Here is a 20,897-nt window from a genome sequence, read left to right as displayed (position 1 = left end):
ACACAATTATAACGTTTGAAAAGGATGACCTCTGCCAAACAGTTGTCATCCTTTTTAAACTAATTTATCGAATTTCAGCGTGTAATGTTTCTGTTAACTGACTAGTTATTTTGTCCATTACGGCAGTAATTTCTTCATCTACAAGCGTCGCTTCTGAATTTTCAAACGTTAATGAATACGCCATTGATTTTTTATCTTGACCTAATTTTTCCCCTTCAAACACATCGAATAAGGCAACATTGGTTAGATATTTACCACCATTAGCTTGAATAACATCGACTAATTCTTGACTTGTAACAGATTTATTTACAAGTAAGGCAATATCACGAGAAACTGAAGGATATTTACCAACTTCACGGTATGTTTCTCCAGCCAACTCTAAACTAAATAATTTGTCTAAGTTTAATTCACAGACATATGTTTCACGTATATCATAAGCTTTTGCTGTTGATGGATGGACTTGTCCTACAAAACCAATAGCAGTTTCTCCAACAACAATCTCTGCTGTACGCCCTGGATGCATCTCTTTAATGGCTTGTGTTGGTACAAAACGAATTGCTGTTGCGCCAATTGTTTCTAATGCTTTTTCAACAATGCCTTTAAGTAAATAAAAATCAACTAATTGATTAGTAGAATTCCAAGATTTTTCAGACCATAAACCACTCATGGCCATGGCTAAATAACTATCTTGTTGTGGTAATTTTTCATCTGCTACGTATTTGAAGACATTACCCACTTCATAAAGAGCCACGTTCAAGTTTTTACGAGCAACATTATAGGCCACGTCGGTCAATAAGCCACTAATTAAACTACGACGCATAACAGCATGATCTTCACTCATTGGTGACTGTAGTTTAACTGTCTCTGCTTGATCTTGAACAAATTCTTGTGCTTGTGCTTGTGTAACTAATGCATAGCTAATAGCTTCTGATAACCCAGAGCCTTCTAATACATCACGCAAACGACGAACACGACGTTGGTTAATCGTTAAAGCACCTGGTAGGCTTTCACCACTTGGTAAAGTTGACGGTAAATTATCATAACCATAAATACGTGCCACTTCTTCTACTATATCTTCTTCAATCGTGATATCCCAACGACGAGATGGAATCGTGATAGCATACGTTTCGTCATTCACTTCATAAGCAAAACCTAACGCTGCCATTATGTCATTAACACCATTAACTGTTAAGTCTGTTCCTAAAGAACCGTTAATTTTAGCTAACGAAATGGTTACAACTGGGTTAGCTGGAATTTTTTCAGACGCCACAATCTCTCCTGAAACAACTGTCCCTTCACCTAACTCAGCCATCAATGCTGCAGCAAACGCTAGTGCTTCTTCAATTGTCCCTAAATTAATGCCTTTTTCAAAACGTGAACTTGATTCACTTCTTAAGTTGAATTGAGCTGATGTTTTACGTGTAACGGTAGGTTCAAAGCTTGCTGCTTCAATTGCAACTGTTGTAGTCGCTTCCGTCACTTCAGAATCTAATCCGCCCATTACACCAGCAAGTGCCATTGAAACTTGTCCGTTTGTTACCATAATATTATCTGGCCCAACTGTACGTTCAACGCCATCTAATGTTGTGAAGGTTTCGCCTTCATGTCCACGACGAACAACGACTTCTTTTGACCCAATTTTAGCGTAATCAAATGCATGTAGTGGTTGACCATACAATAATAATGCATAGTTAGTCACATCGACAATATTATTATGTGGGCGAATGCCCGCATTCATTAAACGCGTTTGTAACCACATTGGACTTTCTTTAATCGTTACATCTTTTACGATACGCATACGATAGTTAGGAGCATCAGCAACATCTTCAACCTTAACAGATAAGTAGTTATCAGCTGAATCCGTCATATCTTCAACTAGTTTAACCGTTTCAAACACAGGTTGTTGACGATAAATAGCGCCCACTTCATGTGCCACACCACGCATACTTAATGCATCAGCACGGTTTGGCGTAATGGATAACTCGATGATTGCATCGTCCATTGCTAAGTATGGGAAGACTTCTTCACCAGGTACCGCAGATTCAGGTAAAATATAAATACCGTCACTGTAAGCTTTTGGTACGATAGATTCTGAATAACCTAGTTCTTCTAGTGAACAAATCATCCCCATTGACACTTCGCCACGCATTTTGCTTTTCTTGATTTTAATATTATCAACAATACGTGCACCTGGTAGGGCCACAATCACGTTTTGACCAGCATCAACATTAGGCGCTCCACAAACGATTTGATAATCTTCTTCACCAACATCTACTTGGCAAACAGATAAATGGTCGCTATTTTCATGGTCACGACGTTCTTTGACATGTCCTACCACGATTTTCTTTAAGCCTTCTGAAGGAATGTTAACTTCTTCTACTTCGATCCCTGTACGTGACATTTTGTCCGCTAATTCTGTTGGATTTGTATTTGATAAATCTAAGTAATCTTGTAACCATTTATATGATACTAACATCTAGTTTGACTCCTTTACTTTGAATTGTTCGATAAAACGTAAGTCATTTTGATAGAACGCACGAATATCGGTTACACCATGTCGTAACATTGCCACACGGTCTGGTCCTAAACCAAAAGCAAAGCCGCTATATTGTTTAGAATCAATACCTGACATTTCAAGTACGCGTGGATGAACCATACCCGCACCTAAAATTTCAATCCAACCTGTTTTTTTACATACGTTACAACCTTTGCCACCACACTTGAAGCAGCTCACGTCCACTTCTACTGAAGGTTCAGTAAATGGGAAATAGCTAGGACGTAAGCGAATTTCACGCTCTTCACCAAACATTTTTTTCATCATCACTTCTAATGTGCCTTTTAAATCACCCATTGTCACATTTTTATCAATCACTAATCCTTCGATTTGGTGGAATTGATGGCTATGTGTCGCATCATCGCTATCACGACGGAAAACTTTTCCTGGGCTGATCATACGTAAGGGGCCTTTTGAAAAGTCATGAACTTCCATTGTACGAGCTTGTACGGGAGATGTATGCGTACGTAATAATAATTCTTCTGTAATATAGAATGAATCTTGCATATCGCGTGCCGGATGATTCTGAGGTAAATTCATACGTTCAAAGTTATATTCATCTACTTCAACTTCATAACCTTCGACTACTTGATAACCTAATCCAATGAAAATATCTTCGATTTCTTCAATTGTTTGAGTCAAAATATGACGTGTGCCTTGTTTAGCTTGACGACCTGACAACGTTACATCAATTGTTTCTGCCGCTAATGCCGCATTAAGTGCTGCTGTTTCTAAAACTTCTTTTTTCGTTTCAATAGCTTGGGCAACAGTGGCTTTAATTTCGTTAGCAAAACCACCAACGACCGGACGCTCCTCTGCTGATAAATCTTTCATTCCTCTTAACACTTCGGTTAAAGGTCCTTTTTTTCCTAAAATACTAACACGGATATCATTTAATTCCGTTAATGTTGCAACTGTCTCGATATTCGCAAGTGTTTCCGTTTGTAATTGTTCTAATTGCTCTTTTAATGACATGTGTGGACTCCTTTGTTTATTTTTATTTATAAAAAAAGCCTCATTCCTAATAAAGGAACGAAGCTTCGCGGTACCATCCTAATTTGACAACCTTTCACAAGGTTTGTCCTTAATTATTGTTAACGATGTTTAGACACCGACTTAGATATTGGCTAAGTAACTCCGGAAGTGAACTTCATTAAATTCAATAGTAAAGTTGCTTACAGTCTATGACAACTTCTCCCTTAACTCGTGATTTAATTACTCGTTTCCATCAATGTTTGATTTATCTTCTGTTAGTTTACAAGAAAAAATGTTGACGGTCAACCTTACTTACAAGGCCCCATCCATTTTTCTGCCCATTCTTGAATGGCTACCATAACTGGTCGTAAGTCTAACCCTTTTTCTGTTAAACGATATTCTACTTTTTTTCCATGATTAACATCTGCTATTCTTTCAACGATGCCATTTAGCTCTAATTCTTTTAATCGTTCAACTAAGACACGATCACTAATATTAGGAATTTTATCTGCTAATTCGCCAAATCGTTGGGTGCCTTCTTCTAAAAGAACGTCAATAATTAATCCGTTCCATCTCTTACCTAAAAATTCGAATGTTTTTTCGAATTTAGGACACATTTGAAATGTTTGTTCTGGCAACATGTGATCCACCCCTTTGATTTCTTCATTATAGCAAATATAACACTCAATTTCACCTAATCTGTTTAAAAAAAGTTGCGACAAATTTGTCACAACTTTTGTATTTCTTCTATGATAACATTAAGCACTATAACTAAACATTTGTTTCACACGATGCTTCATTGAACGTAACGATGGGACAATCCCTTCATGAACCGCACAGTACTTGTCAACAAACGTCACGATATAGCTTTCTTTATACTTTGGTGGCGCAATAGTTGCTAACCACATATGTTTAATAATAATGTCTCGTTCTAAATCTGATAACTCCGTTAATTTTTCAGCATTTTTAACAGCAATACGTGGATGAACGTACGCGTGTGTTCCTTCGTCGAATTTTGTCTCTCGCCAGTCATAATAAAAAAGATCATGTAGTAGACCAGCTCTAGCTGTTGCGCGTGCATCTCCGTTGAACCGTTTGGCTAAACGGTAGCTAAGATAGGATACACTAATCGAGTGACTCAATCGTGTTGCGTTACGATGTTGTTTAAACTCCGCAAGCTTTTGTACTTCCTCTCGATGAATCAAATCCTCTATGTAAGATACATATTCTAAATCATTTTTCCAATCTAAATTCAAATCTTTTCCCACCTTTAATTAATCCTGGGACAACAAGCAACGAATTCATTCTAACACCTTAGCGTTCATTTAACCATTAGTTACATTATTCTTAATTATTTCGTAATAATTAAAATGAATAGGCAAACATTAAAATACCAGCCGCTACTGCAACATTTAATGATTCCGCTCGTCCTGGCATGGGAATATAAATTGTTTGTGTACATAGCTCTATAATATCTTGGGAAACCCCCTGACCTTCATTGCCCATAACAATGGCAAATGATGTTGAAGGGTTTAAGTCACGGTAAGATTTTGCTTGCTTATCTAAAGCTGTTGCATAGACCTCGACACCGCTTGCTATTAAGTCAGGGATAAAGTTGCTTAAATCTTCTTGAACAACTGGCAAATGAAAATGACTACCTTGTAAAGCACGTTGGACTTTATTACTATAAAAATCGGCGCATCCCTTCCCTAAAACTACCCCAGCGTAACCAGCCGCATCAGCCGTACGAATCATCGTACCAACGTTACCAGGGTCTTGAACATTATCCAAAAGCAACAATGGTGCCACTAAAGGATACGTTAGCGCTTGACTCGTTTGCTTCAAGATGGCAATAATTCCTTGCGGTGTAGGCAGTGATGATAGTGTCTTCATAACAGTATCTGACACTTCAAAAATTTCTTTTGCTTGCGCAAACAGGCCGTCTAATTGTTTCTCAATCATAAAATCCGTCGTGATGAATAACTTCTCTAAACGTTGTCCTTCGTTGATAGCTTCTTCAACTAAATGTTCGCCCTCAATCATATATAGACCTGTTTGTTGACGGTATTTGTTTTTTAATAGTTTTTTTGCTTCTTTAATTGTTGTATTTTGTGCAGATGTAATTTCTTTAATCATATAAGGCACCCCTTTACTCCCAACGATTATAGCATGGATTACCTAGATGAGCTAGACAGAGGATACTTTTTCATTTGTCATATTTTTTGGTATAATAATAAATATAACAGTAAGGAGGAACCCTTCATGAGAAAAGCCAGAATAAATGTTTCAGGACGTGTCCAAGGCGTTGGTTTTCGCTACATGACTAAGCTAGTAGCCGATCAACTAGGCGTTTATGGCTCCGTAAAAAACGAACAAGATGGCTCTGTTACCATTGAAGCCATTGCGGACAATAACACTTTAGATCTATTTGTTGAAAAAATTAAACATTCCCCTTCACCTAGTGGCCGAGTTGATAACTTCAGCATGATTGACGACGATACGATTAAAGATTCTTTAAAATTTAACGTAACTTATTAGCCAATCATTGAAATAATTTGTTATTTGCTTTATCATAGAAACGTTATGTGAATAAATTATTAAGGAGAATTGAATGAATAAATTAAAAAAATGGATAGCTGCAGGTGGTTTATTAGGCCTAATGTTCACGCTATCTGGCTGTGTCGACATATATAAAACAGGCGCTAATAAAGGGACCCCCACTGGTGAAGGCTGGGTTTATAACCTATTAGTTGCACCAATGAGTAAATTAATTAGCTTCTTCGTGGATATGTTTAATGGCAACTACGGTTTAGCCATCATCGCTATTACCGTGATTGTTCGCTTCGTATTGTTCCCGCTAATGGTCAATCAAACACGTAAATCAACTTACATGTCTGAAAAAATGCAATATGTTAAGCCTCAAATCGATGCCTTACAAGCCCGATTAAAAGAAGCAACAAATCCTCAAGAACAAATGGAAGCTCAAAAAGAAATGCAACAATTTTACAAAGATAATAACATTAGCATGTTTGGTGGTATTGGATGTTTACCATTACTTATTCAAATGCCCGTCTTTACTGCTTTGTTCTATTCTGTAAAATTTGCACCAGGAATTGAACATGCCGCACCATTTTTAGGTATTGATTTATCAAAACCTAGCTACATCTTAGTGGCTTTAGCAGGTATTGCTTATCTAGCACAAAGCTATATTAGTATGATTGGTATGTCCGAAGATCAGAAGAAACAAATGAAAATGATGACCTTTATGTCTCCATTAATGATTGTCATGATCTCATTTAGCTCTCCTGCCGGTGTTACCTTATACTGGGTAATTGGTGGTTTAGTCAGCTGTTTACAATCACTTTATACAAACCTTGTACAAAAACCAAAAATTCGTAAACAAATCGAAGAAGAAATGGCCTTAAATCCCATTAAGCCTGTCGCTGTTAAAGAAGTAAAAGAAGCAAAACCTGCAACAAAAACAACGACAAAAAAATTACCTAATACTCCTTCAAAAGGCTTAAATGCAGGTAAAAAGCAAAACATTAAAAAATAAGATGAAAACCTAAGATTAATTTCTTAGGTTTTTTTGTTTTTTATAATTGCACAAAGTTTTATAACGTGATATATTTCTATTTGTAAAAATAATAATAACGATTTTGTTAGGCGAGGCGTCTATACAAACACAGGGTACTGCCCAGAAACATCGAAAGATGCCAATGGGTAAAACACGAATAGTTGAATTAAGGCTTTTCTAAAGGTATCTAAAAACACTTGGTGTTTTTTACGTTGTATAGTGCTAAAACTCAACGAAGAAATCATAACTATCAGAACTTTCTTGTGTTGTGTTTTTTTCGCATTACAAGGAATTTTTTTATTGCCATTTTTTAAGAAGGAGGATTTTATAATGGACCAAAGTCATAGTAACGATACTTCAGGACCCGCCATAACCACGAAAGAAAGCATCTCTGCGTCTGTTATAAGATCAGTCGCAAACTTTCTTTCACAACGCACATTTACGTAGAGAAAGTAGCCACTCCATACCATCAGTCGCTCTAAATTACAGATATTATCTGTTTATTTGTTGCGCAATTGTATAGTGATGAAACTACTTATCTGACCAATTTTAATCATATTTGGAGGATAAAGATTATGCAATTAAAAACCATTCAATGGCTAAGTGAAGAATATTTTGAAGGTATTAACTTAAGAAATGAACAATTAAATATTCCAAGCAATTTAACCTTAATTACGGACGCACCTGTTGATGAAGAATTAGCGATTCATTTAGTTGCTGTTATTGATCAAAAAGTGGTTGCAACCCTATTTTTAGACAACACTAGTCATCCCCACCAAGCACAAATCAAACAAGTAGCTGTCTCACCTGATTACCGTGGAAAAAACATTGGTAAATCATTAATGAACTATGCAGAAGCAATCGCTCTTCAACAAGGCTACCAAAGTATTATTTTAAATGCGCGTGACTCTGCTTGGAAATTTTATGAAAAATTAGGCTATGTAGCCGTTGATCAACCTTTTGAAAAAGGAAGCATGATGATGCAACCTTATTATAAATCAATCTAACAAAAAAGATGGATAACCTTATCAGACGACTATGTCTGTCAGGTATCCATCTTTTTTATTCTTCTTTTGCTAAGGGTAAACTAATCCTAAAAACTGAGCCTTTTTCTAGAATACTTTCGACGACTATGTCACCCTCATAAGTCTCGACTAATTGTTTAGCAATGGATAAACCTAATCCATTCCCTCCCTTATGCCTACTACGGGCTTTATCGACACGGTAGAAGCGATTAAAGACTTGTTCCAAGTCTGCTTCACTAATTCCTTCTCCATAGTCTTGAATCGCAATTTGAAGATACTCATGACTAGTTGAAATAGAAAGTAATATTTCTTTTCGGTTCAATGAATACTTCACCGCGTTATCTAAAATAATAATTAAAATTTGCTCTAAATGATTACGATAAATTCTAACTTGTTTTTCTTGAATGATATCATCATCCAAAACAAATTTAAAATCTGGATATAGCATCACGAAATTATTATAAACTTGATGAATCACTTCTTTAGCATTAGAGACATCATTCTTATGATGCAGGTCAATTTGACCCGCTCTAGATAAGTCTAACATTTCTTGTACTAAACTTTTCATGCGACTAATTTCTTGAAGAGAAGCACTTAATGATTCTTCCAATATTTCTGGATCATCTTTACCCCAACGGTCTAAAAGTTTTAAATGGCCTTCAATGACCGCTACAGGTGTTCTAAGCTCATGAGAGACATCTCCCACAAATTGCTGTTGTTGTTCGATAAAACGTTGCATACGGTCCATCATATCGTTAAAAATGATACCCAAGTCGGCAAATTCATCTTTCATTTCTTCTACAGGCATTCTTGCTTCCGTTTGCGGGTCCGCTTTTATCTCATTAATGACATCAGTAATTTTCTTCAATGGTCTCATAAAATAATTAGATAAAATAAAACCAAATAATAAACTAATGATGATACTGAAGAGACTCAACCACAGCATTAAAGTAATGAGATTTTCTTTAACTGAATCAATTTGGCTTAAATCATAAAATAATTGTACATATCCTATTTTTTGACCTTTTTGTTTGGAGTAAATAGGCTCTGTTGCCAAAAAGCCTGTTTTACCATCAACTATCTTTTGACTAACTTCTTGTTTGTCACTTCCAAAGTAAGCGTGTCTAGTATTCCTCGTTTCAAACACTAAAGATTGTTCCGAATTATAAACAGACACACTCAATTCCGGCTGTGATAATTCAGAAATAAATGAATTTAAACGGATTAAGTTCGCTTCTAATGTACGTTCTGTTGGATCAGATCCTAATGTATTATTATCATTTGATAGGTAATAAGCTGTATTACGAATAGATAATTCATTATTAGAAATCTTCAACCTGCTTGAAACATCTTTTAACGTTTCATTAATATTTTTTCGTTCTACTTCGATTAGGGTATCGATACTTTTTTTATATGTAATGGTTGAAAATACAATCACAGAAATTAAAACAAATAATGATGTAAGTAAAGTCCACTTACCACTCATACTCAAGTGGAAGTGAACTTTCTTTTCGTTATTTTTTTCTTTAGTCATTACGATCTCATAACGTAACCAGTGCCGCGAACAGTTTGAATATAACTGTCCTCTCCTGATACATCAATTTTATTACGTAAATAACGGATGTAAACATCGACTACATTTGTTTCAACTTCTGTTTCGTAACCCCAAACTTTTTTAAGTAAAACATCACGTGCAAGCACTACATTAATATTTTCCATTAAGGTTAATAATAATTCATATTCTCTTTTCGTTAATTCAATGATTTCATGGTTACGACGAACGACACGGTTTTCTTTTTCAATTGTTAAGTCTCGGTACTCTAACGTTGTTTGTTTCACTACGTTACGATCCCCTTCAAAATCAATTCGGCGCAATAAGGCACGTAAGCGTGCTAATAATTCCTCAATAGCAAATGGCTTAACAATATAATCATCTGCTCCATGGTCTAAACCTGATACTCGGTCGATAACAGAATCACGAGCTGTCATCATAATAATCGGTGTGTCTTTCACTTGACGAACACGTCGACAAACTTCTAAACCATTCAATTCAGGCAACATTAAGTCTAATAATATAGCATCCCAACTACTACCCAAGGCTGCTTCTAATCCTGTACGACCATTATAATGAACTTCAACTTCATAACCTTCGTGTTTCAATTCTAATTCAACGAAGCGTGCAAGATTTTTTTCATCTTCAATAATTAATATACGGTTCATTAAGATTAATTCCTTTCTATTAACATTTCATCAATCTTTTCTATTTTAATTATAACGATTTCAACTCAAAAAAGCTATCTTATTAAAAAATAAAAAGGAGGTGTGATAAGTGATAATACACCCCCTTTTTTTTAATTATTTTGTATACCAATCATGATGGAATGTGCCTTCTTTGTCTTTACGTTTGAATGTATGTGCACCAAAGTAGTCACGTTGTGCTTGAATAATATTAGCTGGTAAATCTGCACTACGATATGAGTCATAGTAAGCAATCGCAGAAGAGAATGTTGGAACTGGTACGCCAGCTTGTACAGCCAATGCCACGACTTCACGAACTGATTTTTGATATTTTTGAGTGATTTCATTGAAGTAATCATCTAATAATAAGTTTTTCAATTCTGGATTTTCTGCATAGGCATCAGTAATTTTTTGTAAGAATTTTGCACGAATGATACAACCTGCACGGAAAATTTTAGCAATTTCTCCATAGTTTAAATCCCATCCATATTCTTCACTGGCAATACGTAATTGCGCAAAGCCTTGTGCGTAACTCATGATTTTACTGAAATATAACGCTTCACGAATTTTTTCTACTAATTCTTTTTTATCACCATCAAAAGGTGTAACATCTAGCCCTTTAATTTTAGCACTTGCTTCAACACGTTCTTCTTTCATTGCTGAAATATAACGAGCAAACACTGATTCGGTAATTAACGGTAGTGGCACGCCTAAATCTAATGCACTTTGACTGGTCCATTTACCTGTTCCTTTATTACCTGCAGCATCTAAGATAACATCTACTAATGGTTTACCTGTTTCATCATCTTTGTGGGTCAAAATATCTGCTGTAATTTCGATTAAGTAACTATCTAACTCACCTTGGTTCCATTCGTTAAAAATCTCTGCCATTTCATCAACAGAAAGGCCTAATAAGCGAGACATTAAATCATATGATTCAGCAATTAATTGCATATCACCATATTCGATCCCGTTATGTGCCATCTTAACATAATGACCTGCTCCGTTAGGGCCAATATACGTCACACAAGCTTCGCCATCTTCAGCCTTAGCTGCAATTTGTTCAAAGATTGGTGCAACTAAGTCATAGGCTTCTTTTTGCCCACCTGGCATGATAGCTGGACCTTTTAAAGCACCTTCTTCACCACCAGAAACGCCTGTTCCGATAAAGTTAATGCCAGAGTTAGCTAATTCTTCATTACGTCTCATTGTATCGCGGAAAAATGTATTCCCACCGTCAATTAAAATATCGCCCTTATCTAAGTGAGGCAATAAACTTTGAATTGTTGCATCAGTTGCTGCTCCTGCTTGAACCATCAGCATAATTTTTCTAGGTGTTTCTAAAGAATCAACAAACTCTTCAATTGTATAAGTTGGAACTAACTTTTTCCCAGGGTTTTCTGCAATTGCTTCTTCTGTTCTTGATGCTGAACGGTTAAAGACTGAAACAGAATAACCACGACTTTCAATATTTAATGCTAAATTTTTCCCCATTACCGCCATTCCGACGACACCGATTTGTTGTTTAGACATGTTGTTCCTCCTACTAGTAATCAATGATTACGCATTTTCCTATCTTATTATACATTAAAGTGGCATTAATTTAAACTTAATGAACTAATAAATCATATAAAAAAACCGCTAGACTCCATGGTTGTCTAACGGTTTTAAACATTTTCTAAAAAATGTATTATTCAGCTGTTGTGTTTACAACATCTTTTCCATCATATTGACCACATTCAGGACATACATGGTGGCTGCGTTTCATTTCGCCACAGTTTGAGCATGTGCTCATTCCAGGTACTGATAATTTGTAGTGAGTACGACGTTTTGCTTTTTTAGCTTTTGAAGTTCTTCTTGCAGGTACTGCCATCTTGAACTACACCTCCTTAACTCATTTTTACTACCGAAGTAGTAAATCTATTCCAATCTTGCGATTAATCAGATTCTTCGTTATTATCTAACAAAGCTGACAATTTTGCAAGACGAGGATCAATTGTTTGGGCTTGAGTTTCCATTTGTTGGTATAAATAATCTTCTTCAGACATGATTGTCCATGCATCACCACTTGGTAATTCATCAGCAAGCATTTCTTCTTCCGTTAAAACTTTTAACGGGATATTTAACAAAATGTAATCCTCAATTGCTTCGCGCAAATCTAAGGTTGAACTTTCTAAAATAATAGCATGTTCATAACCTTCTGTTCCTTTGACCAAGGCATACTCTTCAGGAATCATATAGATTTCATCAAAGGCAATCGTCATTGGATAATCAACAGGTTCTAGTGAACGACTTGATGGTAAGGTTAAGACAACATCAAATTGAACTTGAGCAATATACTCTCTTGGTTCAACATTAATTGTTCCTACCACTTTAACTGGACCAACACCTAAAATTGTCTCATCACGTTTTAATAACGTATCGGCTAATTCAATTGTTGTATCTATCACTAAGGGTTCATGTTGATACCTTCTTAGTTCCATTAATGACCATTTCACTATTTTCACTCTCCTTGCGCAACAAAAATTATTATACTAGCTAGTTAATTCTTTGTCAATGAAATTTTCTTGACAGGTGATGATAGAATGCTCAACTTATTGAAGACGTCGATTTAAACCAATCATTTTAATTTCTTTAGATAAATATTTAATACGTTCCATGATTCGTTTAGCTTTTAGTGGTTCGTCATCGCCACGTTGTGATTGACGTAAATGTTGAACTTCTAATTGTTCCATATCAAAATTAGAACTAAAGAATGTTGGTAATTGCTCTTGCATTCGATATTGTAAAATAACACCTAAAATATCATCGCGAATCCAGGCACTCATTGAGTCTGCTCCAATGTCATCAATCATTAATATTGGCGCTTTTTTTACTTCTTCTAATTTTTCATTCAATGTATTATTACCTATCGCTTGTTTAATTTCAACAGCAAATGTTGGAAAATGAATGAGTGTGGTATGAAAGCCTGACTGTGCTAATTCATTGGCCATTGCCCCTAACAAATACGTTTTTCCAACACCAAAAGAACCTTGTAAATAAAGACCTTGTCGGAAAATTTTTGGCTGTTCAATGTAATGATTCACAAAATCCACACATTCTGAATACGCATGTTCTCGTTCATCGGTTAGTTCAAACGCATCAAACGTCGCGTCACGTACGTCTTTGGGAATATCAATGGCTTTCACACGACGCTTAATTGCATCAGCTTCTTGCTTGGCTAACAATTCATTCGTCGGAACATAAGTCACATCAATTGAACGATAGTTTAGAAATAAAATTGGCTCATAGCCTGGGGCAATCATTGAAGGACTTCCTTCATCAAATTTGCGTCTTTCTTGGACAAATTCATACAGTTTAGCATAGCTTTTTTCTACTAATTCCTGTGTGATTTTGTCTTCATTCTCTGATAAAAAACGTTGCACATACTTGTCTTGCATCACGGTATCAACCAAATGTTGATAACGATCTTGCCACGCATTATGACGCATAACTTTTTTCATTTCATCGCCTAAATTTTCCATTATTTCTCACCATCTTTTCCTTTTTGTCGCATTTGTCGCAACTTTTCTCTCATCAAGGCTTGCTTTTCAGCAGACATTTTCGTTTCTTTTGTTTCTTGGTTCACCCAATCCGGCAATGTTTCTTTACGGACGGGTTTATTGTTATATGTTTTATTATTATACTGTACATTTTTCGTTTTATTTTGTTTATCGTGATACGTTTTCTTTGTCCGGTTAATTGCATCAGCAGGCGTTTTTACGCCTGATTGTGACCAATCATTGGCAATTTTAAAGGCTGTGATTTCTTCAAAGGTTGCCTTATTCTGAACAGATAATAAATAATGAATTAAAATATTAATCACACTATTAGATAATCCCGATTGTTTTACTAATTTTTCAATCGCCCAACGCTCTGTAATGACCACAGACCCCTTCTTATCCGATTTGATAGCTTCTAAGAACTCCATTGGTGCATATTCGTTACTAGAGATGACAAGATGACGTTCTTGCTCATTTAAGCTTTGTAACGCCTTAGTATCCTCCTGAATGACGGGTTTATTTGACGAGACAACTTCTCCTACTTGAGTGGCTGGCTCTACTTGTTGAGTAGAACGATTAACTAACGCATATTTGAACTTCTTCATCTCAATCTCATTCGTTGTATAATCAACAAAATTAGCTAGGTAATTTCTTAACGTTAGTTCATCAAAACCATATTGTTGATGAATGGCTAATAATTCATTTTTAATCGTTAATAAGTGATGCGGTACTAAATTATAACGCGCCATCAATTGTTCAAAATAAGACCAGTCAAATGTTTCTGGTTGGATAAATGTTGGCCGTTTAGAAATCGACATTTCCTCTTGAACAGTAGCAACCTCCTTTGGCTTAGCTGATACGCCTAACCTACTTGGTTGATAAACATCAACAAATTTGGTAGTGACTTCATGGTAACCATCCGGTAGGCTTGCACGCTGTGGAATTTCTTGCATAAGTCGTTCAAATCGACGTTGTCCAACTCGATCTAATAACATAAGTGATAACATATCATCTTTAAGAAACGCATGATAACTCATTGGTTTTTCTACTCGATAAAGAAACGTTTGTGTTTCATTTTCAGTTTGGACAAAAACGCGTAATAGACCTAAGGCTTCTAGTTTTTTTCGTGCTTCCACAAAATCTAGTAACCCTAAGTCACATTCTGAAAACAAATCAGAGTGAAACGTTTCTAAACTCTCAAATGGATAATGAGGCGTCATCATGTAAAAGGCATGATACAAACCAAAGGCTTTCGTCCCTAATAACGGTCGATAAAGCGTATTTAATACGTTTAAATCCACGTCAGAAACTAACTCTGTTAATTGAACAAAGAAGGTATCTTTTGCCTTCAATTCTCTTCCCTTATTCCCCATACTAACATCCCCTACTCTGTTTCCATTGTGGTCCCTTCATCTTGACCCTTATTTACCATTTCTTGCATTTCTTCGATAAAGACACTCACATCTTTAAATTGACGATAGACACTCGCAAAGCGAATATATGCAATTTCATCTAAATCTACTAAATATTCCATCACATATTCACCAATCAAGCTAGTTGGAACTTCATTTTCGCCTAGCGAGCGCACACGATTTTCTACCTTATCTACTACATTTTCCATTTGTTCAAGAGAAACAGGACGTTTTTCGGCAGAACGAATCAGTCCTCGTAAGATTTTTTCGCGATTAAACTCCTCACGTTTACCGTCTTTTTTAATCACTAATACAGGTGTAGCTTCAATTCTTTCAAAAGTTGTAAAACGAAAACCACAGCTTTCACACTCTCTTCTTCTTCGAATTGCACGATTCTCATCAGATGGTCGGCTATCCACAACGCGGGAACCGTTATACTGACATTTTGGACATTGCATGTTTTTCACCTCAACTTAGATTATTTTATCTATCATAAACTCATTATTTACAATTTATCTGCCTTCATTGTAACATGCTTTCACGTAGTTGGTATAGTTGTATATCCCTTATTTTATAAGGATTTGTATTTTTTTTGCAACCAATTGTCTACTTGCTTCTGCGTTTCAAAAATTGTTCCTGTATTATCAATTATAAAATCGGCACGTTCTTTTTTACGTTCGATTGACCATTGACTGGATAAACGCTCGTTTGCTTGTTGCTTATTCAGCTTATCACGCTGCATCAAGCGTTCCCGTTGTACGTCCACTGGAAGATAAACCACCATCACCGCGTCCATTAGTGTTTCATAGCCATTTTCATAAAGAAGCGGGATATCAACTACCATCATTAGGTGCTCTTCGCTACGACGTTCCTCAATTCGTTCAAGAATGACTCGTCTTATTTCTTTCCCCAAAATAGCATTTAGTTTTTCTAATGCCTGTTCTTCTGAAAAAACCAGTTCTCCTAATTTTTTGCGATTTAACGAGCCTTCTTCATTCAACATCTCTTGACCAAATATGGCCACTACTTGTTCTAATCCTGTTGTCCCAGGTTCAACAACTTCTCTAGCGATTAAATCCGCATCAATTATTGGAATATTTTTTTGGCTGAACATTTGACTGACAGTTGATTTACCCGTTGCAATACCACCTGTTAGTCCTAATATATACGTCATTTCCTCACTCCCCTAACGATGAATTTTTTGACAATTTGGACAAAAATGTGTCCCTCTTTGAGCAACTTTGGTTTTAACAATCGGTGTACCACAACGTTTACAAGGCTCCCCTGTAAGACCATAGGCATTGAGAGACACTTGAAATTTACCTGCCTCGCCTAACGCATTTTTATAACTCCTAATGGTCGTTCCTCCTGCTTCTACAGCTCTAGCTAACACATCAATAATACTTTGATACAAACGTGTTACTTCTTTTGTCGTCAAGCTATCTGCTGGCTGTTCAGGGTGAATCTGAGCTTCAAATAAGGCTTCATCTACATAAATATTGCCTAATCCAGTTACTAATTTTTGATCCAATAATAGAGGCTTAATGGCTTTATGATATTTTTTTAAACTTGTCTTAAAAGGCTCTAACGTAAATGTTTCAGGTGTTGGTTCTGGCCCTAATTTAGTAATTCCTTTATAATTTAGCGCGGTATCTTTAGGCAGTAATGTCATTCTGCCAAACTTACGAACATCTAAATAACGTAATTCCGTGCCATCAGTAAATTTAAAGATGACATGAGTATGTTTATCAATGGCATCTGTTTGTTGATGAACTTCATATTTCCCTTCCATTCGTAGATGAGAAATCATGTCATAATTCGTCCACTTAAAAATTAAAAACTTCCCACGGCGTCTCATCTCTTCAATCGTCTGACCAACTAGTTCACTTTTAAAAACATCCACTTCTGGTGATTCAATAATACTTGGCCATAATACGACCACTTCTTCTACTTGTTTACCAATAACAAGTAATTCTAATCCTGTTCTAACGGCTTCTACTTCTGGTAATTCTGGCATTTTTTTCACTACTTTCTAAATAAAGGAGGTGTGATTTGATCACATCTCCTTTCGATTAATTATTATTTATTTAGCTTCGTACCAGGTTGGACCAAAGCTACTGTCTGCTTTTAACGGCACACTAAATGTTCCAATATTTTCCATAACATCTTTTACTAACGCTTCAAGTGCCGGTATCTCTTCACTTGGTGCTTCAAAGACAAGTTCATCGTGCACTTGTAATAGCATTGTGGCTTGTAACTGCTCTTTTTCTAAACGCTGATCAATTTCAATCATAGCTAATTTTAAAATATCGGCAGCACTCCCTTGAATAGGCGTGTTGATAGCTGTGCGCTCTGCAAATGAACGAACGTTAAAGTTACGTGAATTAATATCAGGCAAGTAACGACGACGATGCCATAGCGTTTCAACATAGCCTTGCTCTTTAGCTTCACGAACAATTTCTTTCATGTATGTTTTGACACCCGGATACTTTTCAAAGTACGTATCAATAAAGTCTTTTGCTTCTTTTCTAGTAATCCCTAAATTTTGAGATAATCCGTAGTCACTAATCCCATACACAACACCAAAATTGACAGCTTTTGCTTGTCGACGAATATTCCCATCGACGTCGTCAGGATTAGCAATATCAAACACCCTCATTGCGGTACTCGTATGAATATCTTGGTCTTCTATAAATGCTTGTCTTAAATGTTCATCTTGCGAAATATCAGCTAAAACGCGTAATTCAATTTGAGAATAATCTGATGAGAAAATTTCCCAACCTTCTTCTCTAGGAATGAACGCCTGACGGATTTTACGACCTTCTTCTAAACGAATTGGAATATTTTGTAAATTAGGATCTACCGAACTTAATCGTCCAGTTTGGGTTAACGTCTGTACATAACGTGTATGAATTTTATTATCATTTGGATTGATCACTTTTAGTAATCCTTCAACATAAGTTGATTGAATTTTTGCGATTTGTCGGTAGTGTAAAATTTCTTCGACAATCGGCGCTTGGTCCTTTAACTGCTCTAGCACATCTACAGCCGTTGAATAGCCTGTTTTTGTTTTCTTTATAACTGGCAATTGCATTTTTTCAAACAAAATCACCCCTAATTGCTTAGGAGAATTAATATTAAATTCTTCACCTGCCATCTCATAAATGCGCGACTCAATTTCGGTTAAAATAACAGCAAACTCTTGTTGCATGGTCATCAATGTTTGCGCATTGACACGAATTCCTTGTATTTCCATTTTTGCCAAGACAAATGATAATGGTAATTCCATATCATAAAATAACTTTTCTTGATTTTTTTCAGCTAGGTGGGCTTTTAATACTGGTGCTAAATAATTCAGCGTTGCGACTTTACGTGCTAAATGGTCCGTCAAGATTTCGTCTTCAGGTACGCCACGTTTAGCACCTTTACCGTAAATTTTTTCATCGGTTTCAATTGCTTTATAATCATAGTGATAAGCAACCTCTGCTAAATCTTCACTCTTATCGTTTGTATCTAATAAATAGGCAGCTAGTAAGCTATCAAACGTCACACCTTTAACTTGAATGCCATAGCGATTTAACGCTACAATATGAGCTTTTGCATCGTAAGTGGCTTTTGTTAATGTGTCATCTTCTAACCAGGTAATCATCGCTTCATGGCTTAATATTTCATCTCCAATCGCTACGTAGCGTTTCCCTTCATTTCCCCAGGTTACCCCAATTATATCTGCTAAATGATAATTATCTTCCAACATTTCTAGATAAACGCTCATACCTGGTTCAAACATATCAGCTGTCGGTTCTGTTACCACTTCATAAATAATTTCTTCTAATTCATCACTGACATCATGATAATCGCCAGTATCTAATTTAGATAAAAACGTTTTGAAATCCATTTCTTTGTACAGCGCAACTAACTTTTCTGTGTCTTTACCTTCATATTTAAGGTCATCCACTGTAATAGTAATCGGTGCTTCAATATTAATCGTCGCTAGTTCTTTACTCATCAAGGCGTTTTCTTTGTCATTAATAAGGTTTTCTTTTCTCTTACTTTTTTTCATTTCATCAATGTGGTCATAAACCCCTTCAACGCTACCGTATTCTTTCAATAAAGTAATCGCTGTTTTTTCGCCAATTCCCGTCACACCAGGCAAATTATCTGAACTATCTCCAGCTAAGCCTTTCATATCAACAATTTGCATAGGTTCTAAGCCATATTTTTCACGAATGTGTTCTGGCGTATAAGATTCTAGTTCACTTACTCCTTTAACTGTTACCTCAACGCGAATGTGATCATCAGCTAACTGTGTTAAATCTTTATCACCTGATAGCACGACAACATCAAATTCTTCTTTACTCACATGCTTAGCCAATGTACCGATAATATCATCGGCTTCGTAATTCTCTAACTCATAATATTGGATCCCTAAGGCTAAACACATCTCACGAATATACGGCATTTGTTCTTTAAATTCGCTTGGTGTTTTTGAACGTCCAGCTTTATATTCTTCAAATGTCTCATGACGGAACGTTGTTTTCCCTGCATCAAACGCGACTAATACATGCGTTGGTTGCTCTTTGTCCATAATATTTCCCATCATATTATGGAAAGCATAGATAGCATTTGTATGTAAACCGCTACTATTTTTGAAGCGACTTAGCGATTGATACAAGGCAAAAAACGCGCGAAACGCCACGCTGTTACCGTCTACTAAAAGTAATTTATTTTTATTAGGCATTCTTATTCTCCTTTAATCTATTGTCTCTATTCTAACAAAGTTCACGTTACGAACAAAGAGAAAAGACAGGCTATTTGACAATTTGCCGAATAACCTGTCTTGTATTCATTACTATTATTAATCTTTTCCAAAAATTCTTGCAAAGGCAATTAATAAATTGATAAAGTCCATGTACAATTGTAACGCACAAAAGACTGCGACTCCTGCTAAACTTTGTTGATTTTGTTGAGCATTATGATAGTAAACTTTGATCATTTGATGATCATACGCTGTTAAACCAGCAAAGACTAAAATGGTTAAAGAAGTAATAAAGAAATCAAATGCTGAACTACCAACAAAGAAGTTAATAATCGCTGAGATAATAATCCCAATTAACGCAATGTAAGCGGCACGTCCTAAAGGTGATAAATCTTGCTTTGTACGACTTCCAAAAATTGCCATTGCAGCAAATGTAGCAGAAGCAGCTAAGAATGCTTGTCCCATTGTTTCGATACCGTAATACATCATCGTATAACTTAAGGTAATCCCGTTAATTAATGAATAAAGGATAAATCCACCAGTTGCCATGACAGGTTTAGTAAATGATTTAAAACCTAAAAACAACACTAAGGCAATTTCAATAATCCACAAAACACCAAAACCATATGGCACATTTGTTAAGAAACTAGCCATTTGTTCGTAAAAAATAGTTGAGACTGCATAAGCTGTCACACTACTTACCATGACTCCGATTGCTAAAATCGCATACACGCGTGTATAAAATTCCGCTAAGCTTCCTCTAGTTGACGTTACTTGATTTGTTTCTAAATGATTGTTCAACAACAACACTCCTTTAT

At 35.9% G+C, this 20,897-nt stretch carries 20 protein-coding genes and 1 riboswitch; of the genes, 3 read left to right on the top strand and 17 right to left on the bottom strand.

The features are described 5' to 3' along the window. Positions 1 to 64: 64 nt before the first annotated feature. The 5 genes from pheT to E4Z98_RS03370 all read right to left on the bottom strand — a co-directional run bounded on the left by pheT (position 65) and on the right by E4Z98_RS03370 (position 5,662). Entirely contained in the window at positions 65 to 2,476 is a 2,412-nt protein-coding gene (gene pheT / locus E4Z98_RS03390; protein ID WP_135253726.1) for a phenylalanine--tRNA ligase subunit beta, read from the bottom strand. Then, positions 2,477 to 3,529, bottom strand: coding sequence for a phenylalanine--tRNA ligase subunit alpha (pheS, locus tag E4Z98_RS03385; RefSeq protein ID WP_135253727.1), 1,053 nt, complete (start codon positions 3,527 to 3,529; stop codon positions 2,477 to 2,479). 308 nt (positions 3,530 to 3,837) lie between these two features. Next, entirely contained in the window at positions 3,838 to 4,170 is a 333-nt protein-coding gene (locus tag E4Z98_RS03380) for a winged helix-turn-helix transcriptional regulator (RefSeq protein WP_135253728.1), read from the bottom strand. Between the two features lie 117 nt (positions 4,171 to 4,287). Then, the gene (locus tag E4Z98_RS03375) at positions 4,288 to 4,785 is read right to left on the bottom strand and encodes an HD domain-containing protein (protein WP_135253729.1); all 498 of its coding nucleotides are present in this window, start codon (positions 4,783 to 4,785) and stop codon (positions 4,288 to 4,290) included. 109 nt (positions 4,786 to 4,894) lie between these two features. After that, a complete protein-coding gene (locus E4Z98_RS03370; RefSeq protein ID WP_135253765.1) occupies positions 4,895 to 5,662 on the bottom strand; it encodes a TrmH family RNA methyltransferase in 768 nt (255 codons plus the stop codon). Between the two features lie 129 nt (positions 5,663 to 5,791). On the opposite strand from E4Z98_RS03370, the gene E4Z98_RS03365 reads away from it, so the two are divergent. The 3 genes from E4Z98_RS03365 (at position 5,792) to E4Z98_RS03355 (ending at position 8,113) form a co-directional block, all read left to right on the top strand. Further along, positions 5,792 to 6,067, top strand: a complete 276-nt coding sequence (locus tag E4Z98_RS03365) for an acylphosphatase (protein ID WP_135253730.1) — start codon at positions 5,792 to 5,794, stop codon at positions 6,065 to 6,067. A 73-nt stretch (positions 6,068 to 6,140) separates the two neighbouring features. Further along, positions 6,141 to 7,085, top strand: a complete 945-nt coding sequence (gene yidC / locus E4Z98_RS03360; protein WP_135253731.1) for a membrane protein insertase YidC — start codon at positions 6,141 to 6,143, stop codon at positions 7,083 to 7,085. Positions 7,086 to 7,180: 95 nt separating this feature from the next. Then, a riboswitch (M-box (ykoK) riboswitch) is annotated at positions 7,181 to 7,353 on the top strand. Positions 7,354 to 7,681: 328 nt separating this feature from the next. Next, on the top strand, positions 7,682 to 8,113 hold the full coding sequence (locus E4Z98_RS03355; RefSeq protein ID WP_135253732.1) for a GNAT family N-acetyltransferase: 432 nt from the start codon (positions 7,682 to 7,684) through the stop codon (positions 8,111 to 8,113). Between the two features lie 55 nt (positions 8,114 to 8,168). Here the strand turns inward: E4Z98_RS03355 and E4Z98_RS03350 are convergent, their stop codons facing one another. From E4Z98_RS03350 to E4Z98_RS03295, 12 genes are all read right to left on the bottom strand, one after another. Beyond that, complete coding sequence (locus E4Z98_RS03350; protein WP_135253733.1) at positions 8,169 to 9,665, bottom strand: HAMP domain-containing sensor histidine kinase; 1,497 nt, start codon at positions 9,663 to 9,665, stop codon at positions 8,169 to 8,171. After that, on the bottom strand, positions 9,665 to 10,351 hold the full coding sequence (locus tag E4Z98_RS03345; RefSeq protein ID WP_135253734.1) for a response regulator transcription factor: 687 nt from the start codon (positions 10,349 to 10,351) through the stop codon (positions 9,665 to 9,667). The genes E4Z98_RS03350 and E4Z98_RS03345 overlap by 1 nt, the downstream gene beginning before the upstream one ends. Positions 10,352 to 10,486: 135 nt before the next feature. Beyond that, on the bottom strand, positions 10,487 to 11,902 hold the full coding sequence (gene gndA, locus E4Z98_RS03340) for an NADP-dependent phosphogluconate dehydrogenase (protein WP_135253735.1): 1,416 nt from the start codon (positions 11,900 to 11,902) through the stop codon (positions 10,487 to 10,489). A 157-nt stretch (positions 11,903 to 12,059) separates the two neighbouring features. Beyond that, positions 12,060 to 12,242, bottom strand: coding sequence for a 50S ribosomal protein L32 (gene rpmF, locus E4Z98_RS03335; RefSeq protein ID WP_135253736.1), 183 nt, complete (start codon positions 12,240 to 12,242; stop codon positions 12,060 to 12,062). Positions 12,243 to 12,306: 64 nt separating this feature from the next. Then, positions 12,307 to 12,867 carry a YceD family protein gene (locus E4Z98_RS03330; protein ID WP_135253737.1) on the bottom strand — a complete coding sequence of 187 codons (561 nt, stop codon included), beginning with the start codon at positions 12,865 to 12,867 and terminating at the stop codon, positions 12,307 to 12,309. 96 nt (positions 12,868 to 12,963) lie between these two features. After that, entirely contained in the window at positions 12,964 to 13,893 is a 930-nt protein-coding gene (dnaI, locus tag E4Z98_RS03325; RefSeq protein ID WP_135253738.1) for a primosomal protein DnaI, read from the bottom strand. Beyond that, positions 13,893 to 15,284 (bottom strand): replication initiation and membrane attachment family protein, encoded by a 1,392-nt coding sequence (locus tag E4Z98_RS03320; protein WP_135253739.1) that lies wholly within the window; start codon positions 15,282 to 15,284, stop codon positions 13,893 to 13,895. The genes dnaI and E4Z98_RS03320 overlap by 1 nt, the downstream gene beginning before the upstream one ends. A gap of 11 nt (positions 15,285 to 15,295) precedes the next feature. Continuing rightward, a complete protein-coding gene (nrdR, locus tag E4Z98_RS03315) occupies positions 15,296 to 15,781 on the bottom strand; it encodes a transcriptional regulator NrdR (RefSeq protein WP_135253740.1) in 486 nt (161 codons plus the stop codon). 113 nt (positions 15,782 to 15,894) lie between these two features. After that, positions 15,895 to 16,497 (bottom strand): dephospho-CoA kinase, encoded by a 603-nt coding sequence (coaE, locus tag E4Z98_RS03310; RefSeq protein WP_135253741.1) that lies wholly within the window; start codon positions 16,495 to 16,497, stop codon positions 15,895 to 15,897. Positions 16,498 to 16,509: 12 nt separating this feature from the next. After that, positions 16,510 to 17,340: a DNA-formamidopyrimidine glycosylase gene (gene mutM, locus E4Z98_RS03305; RefSeq protein WP_135253742.1), complete on the bottom strand. Its 831-nt coding sequence runs from the start codon at positions 17,338 to 17,340 to the stop codon at positions 16,510 to 16,512. Positions 17,341 to 17,406: 66 nt separating this feature from the next. Beyond that, entirely contained in the window at positions 17,407 to 20,061 is a 2,655-nt protein-coding gene (gene polA, locus E4Z98_RS03300) for a DNA polymerase I (RefSeq protein WP_135253743.1), read from the bottom strand. 117 nt (positions 20,062 to 20,178) lie between these two features. After that, positions 20,179 to 20,880: a Bax inhibitor-1/YccA family protein gene (locus E4Z98_RS03295; RefSeq protein ID WP_241856724.1), complete on the bottom strand. Its 702-nt coding sequence runs from the start codon at positions 20,878 to 20,880 to the stop codon at positions 20,179 to 20,181. Positions 20,881 to 20,897: the final 17 nt, after the last annotated feature.

This window comes from Vagococcus xieshaowenii, assembly GCF_004792515.1.
Taxonomy (GTDB): Bacteria; Bacillota; Bacilli; order Lactobacillales; family Vagococcaceae; genus Vagococcus_A; species Vagococcus_A xieshaowenii.
Note: the sequence above shows the minus strand (reverse complement) of the source record. Positions and strands in the feature narration are given on the sequence as shown.

Bases quoted from the DNA above. Each gene is read 5' to 3' on its own strand.
- coaE (WP_135253741.1), bottom strand. From the start codon at position 16,497: ATGACGTATATATTAGGACTAACAGGTGGTATTGCAACGGGTAAATCA.
- pheS (WP_135253727.1), bottom strand. From the start codon at position 3,529: ATGTCATTAAAAGAGCAATTAGAACAATTACAAACGGAAACACTTGCG.
- dnaI (WP_135253738.1), bottom strand. From the start codon at position 13,893: ATGGAAAATTTAGGCGATGAAATGAAAAAAGTTATGCGTCATAATGCG.
- nrdR (WP_135253740.1), bottom strand. From the start codon at position 15,781: ATGCAATGTCCAAAATGTCAGTATAACGGTTCCCGCGTTGTGGATAGC.
- E4Z98_RS03350 (WP_135253733.1), bottom strand. From the start codon at position 9,665: ATGACTAAAGAAAAAAATAACGAAAAGAAAGTTCACTTCCACTTGAGT.
- gndA (WP_135253735.1), bottom strand. From the start codon at position 11,902: ATGTCTAAACAACAAATCGGTGTCGTCGGAATGGCGGTAATGGGGAAA.
- rpmF (WP_135253736.1), bottom strand. From the start codon at position 12,242: ATGGCAGTACCTGCAAGAAGAACTTCAAAAGCTAAAAAAGCAAAACGT.
- pheT (WP_135253726.1), bottom strand. From the start codon at position 2,476: ATGTTAGTATCATATAAATGGTTACAAGATTACTTAGATTTATCAAAT.
- polA (WP_135253743.1), bottom strand. From the start codon at position 20,061: ATGCCTAATAAAAATAAATTACTTTTAGTAGACGGTAACAGCGTGGCG.
- mutM (WP_135253742.1), bottom strand. From the start codon at position 17,340: ATGCCAGAATTACCAGAAGTAGAAGCCGTTAGAACAGGATTAGAATTA.
- E4Z98_RS03320 (WP_135253739.1), bottom strand. From the start codon at position 15,284: ATGGGGAATAAGGGAAGAGAATTGAAGGCAAAAGATACCTTCTTTGTT.
- yidC (WP_135253731.1), top strand. From the start codon at position 6,141: ATGAATAAATTAAAAAAATGGATAGCTGCAGGTGGTTTATTAGGCCTA.
- E4Z98_RS03345 (WP_135253734.1), bottom strand. From the start codon at position 10,351: ATGAACCGTATATTAATTATTGAAGATGAAAAAAATCTTGCACGCTTC.
- E4Z98_RS03380 (WP_135253728.1), bottom strand. From the start codon at position 4,170: ATGTTGCCAGAACAAACATTTCAAATGTGTCCTAAATTCGAAAAAACA.
- E4Z98_RS03365 (WP_135253730.1), top strand. From the start codon at position 5,792: ATGAGAAAAGCCAGAATAAATGTTTCAGGACGTGTCCAAGGCGTTGGT.
- E4Z98_RS03355 (WP_135253732.1), top strand. From the start codon at position 7,682: ATGCAATTAAAAACCATTCAATGGCTAAGTGAAGAATATTTTGAAGGT.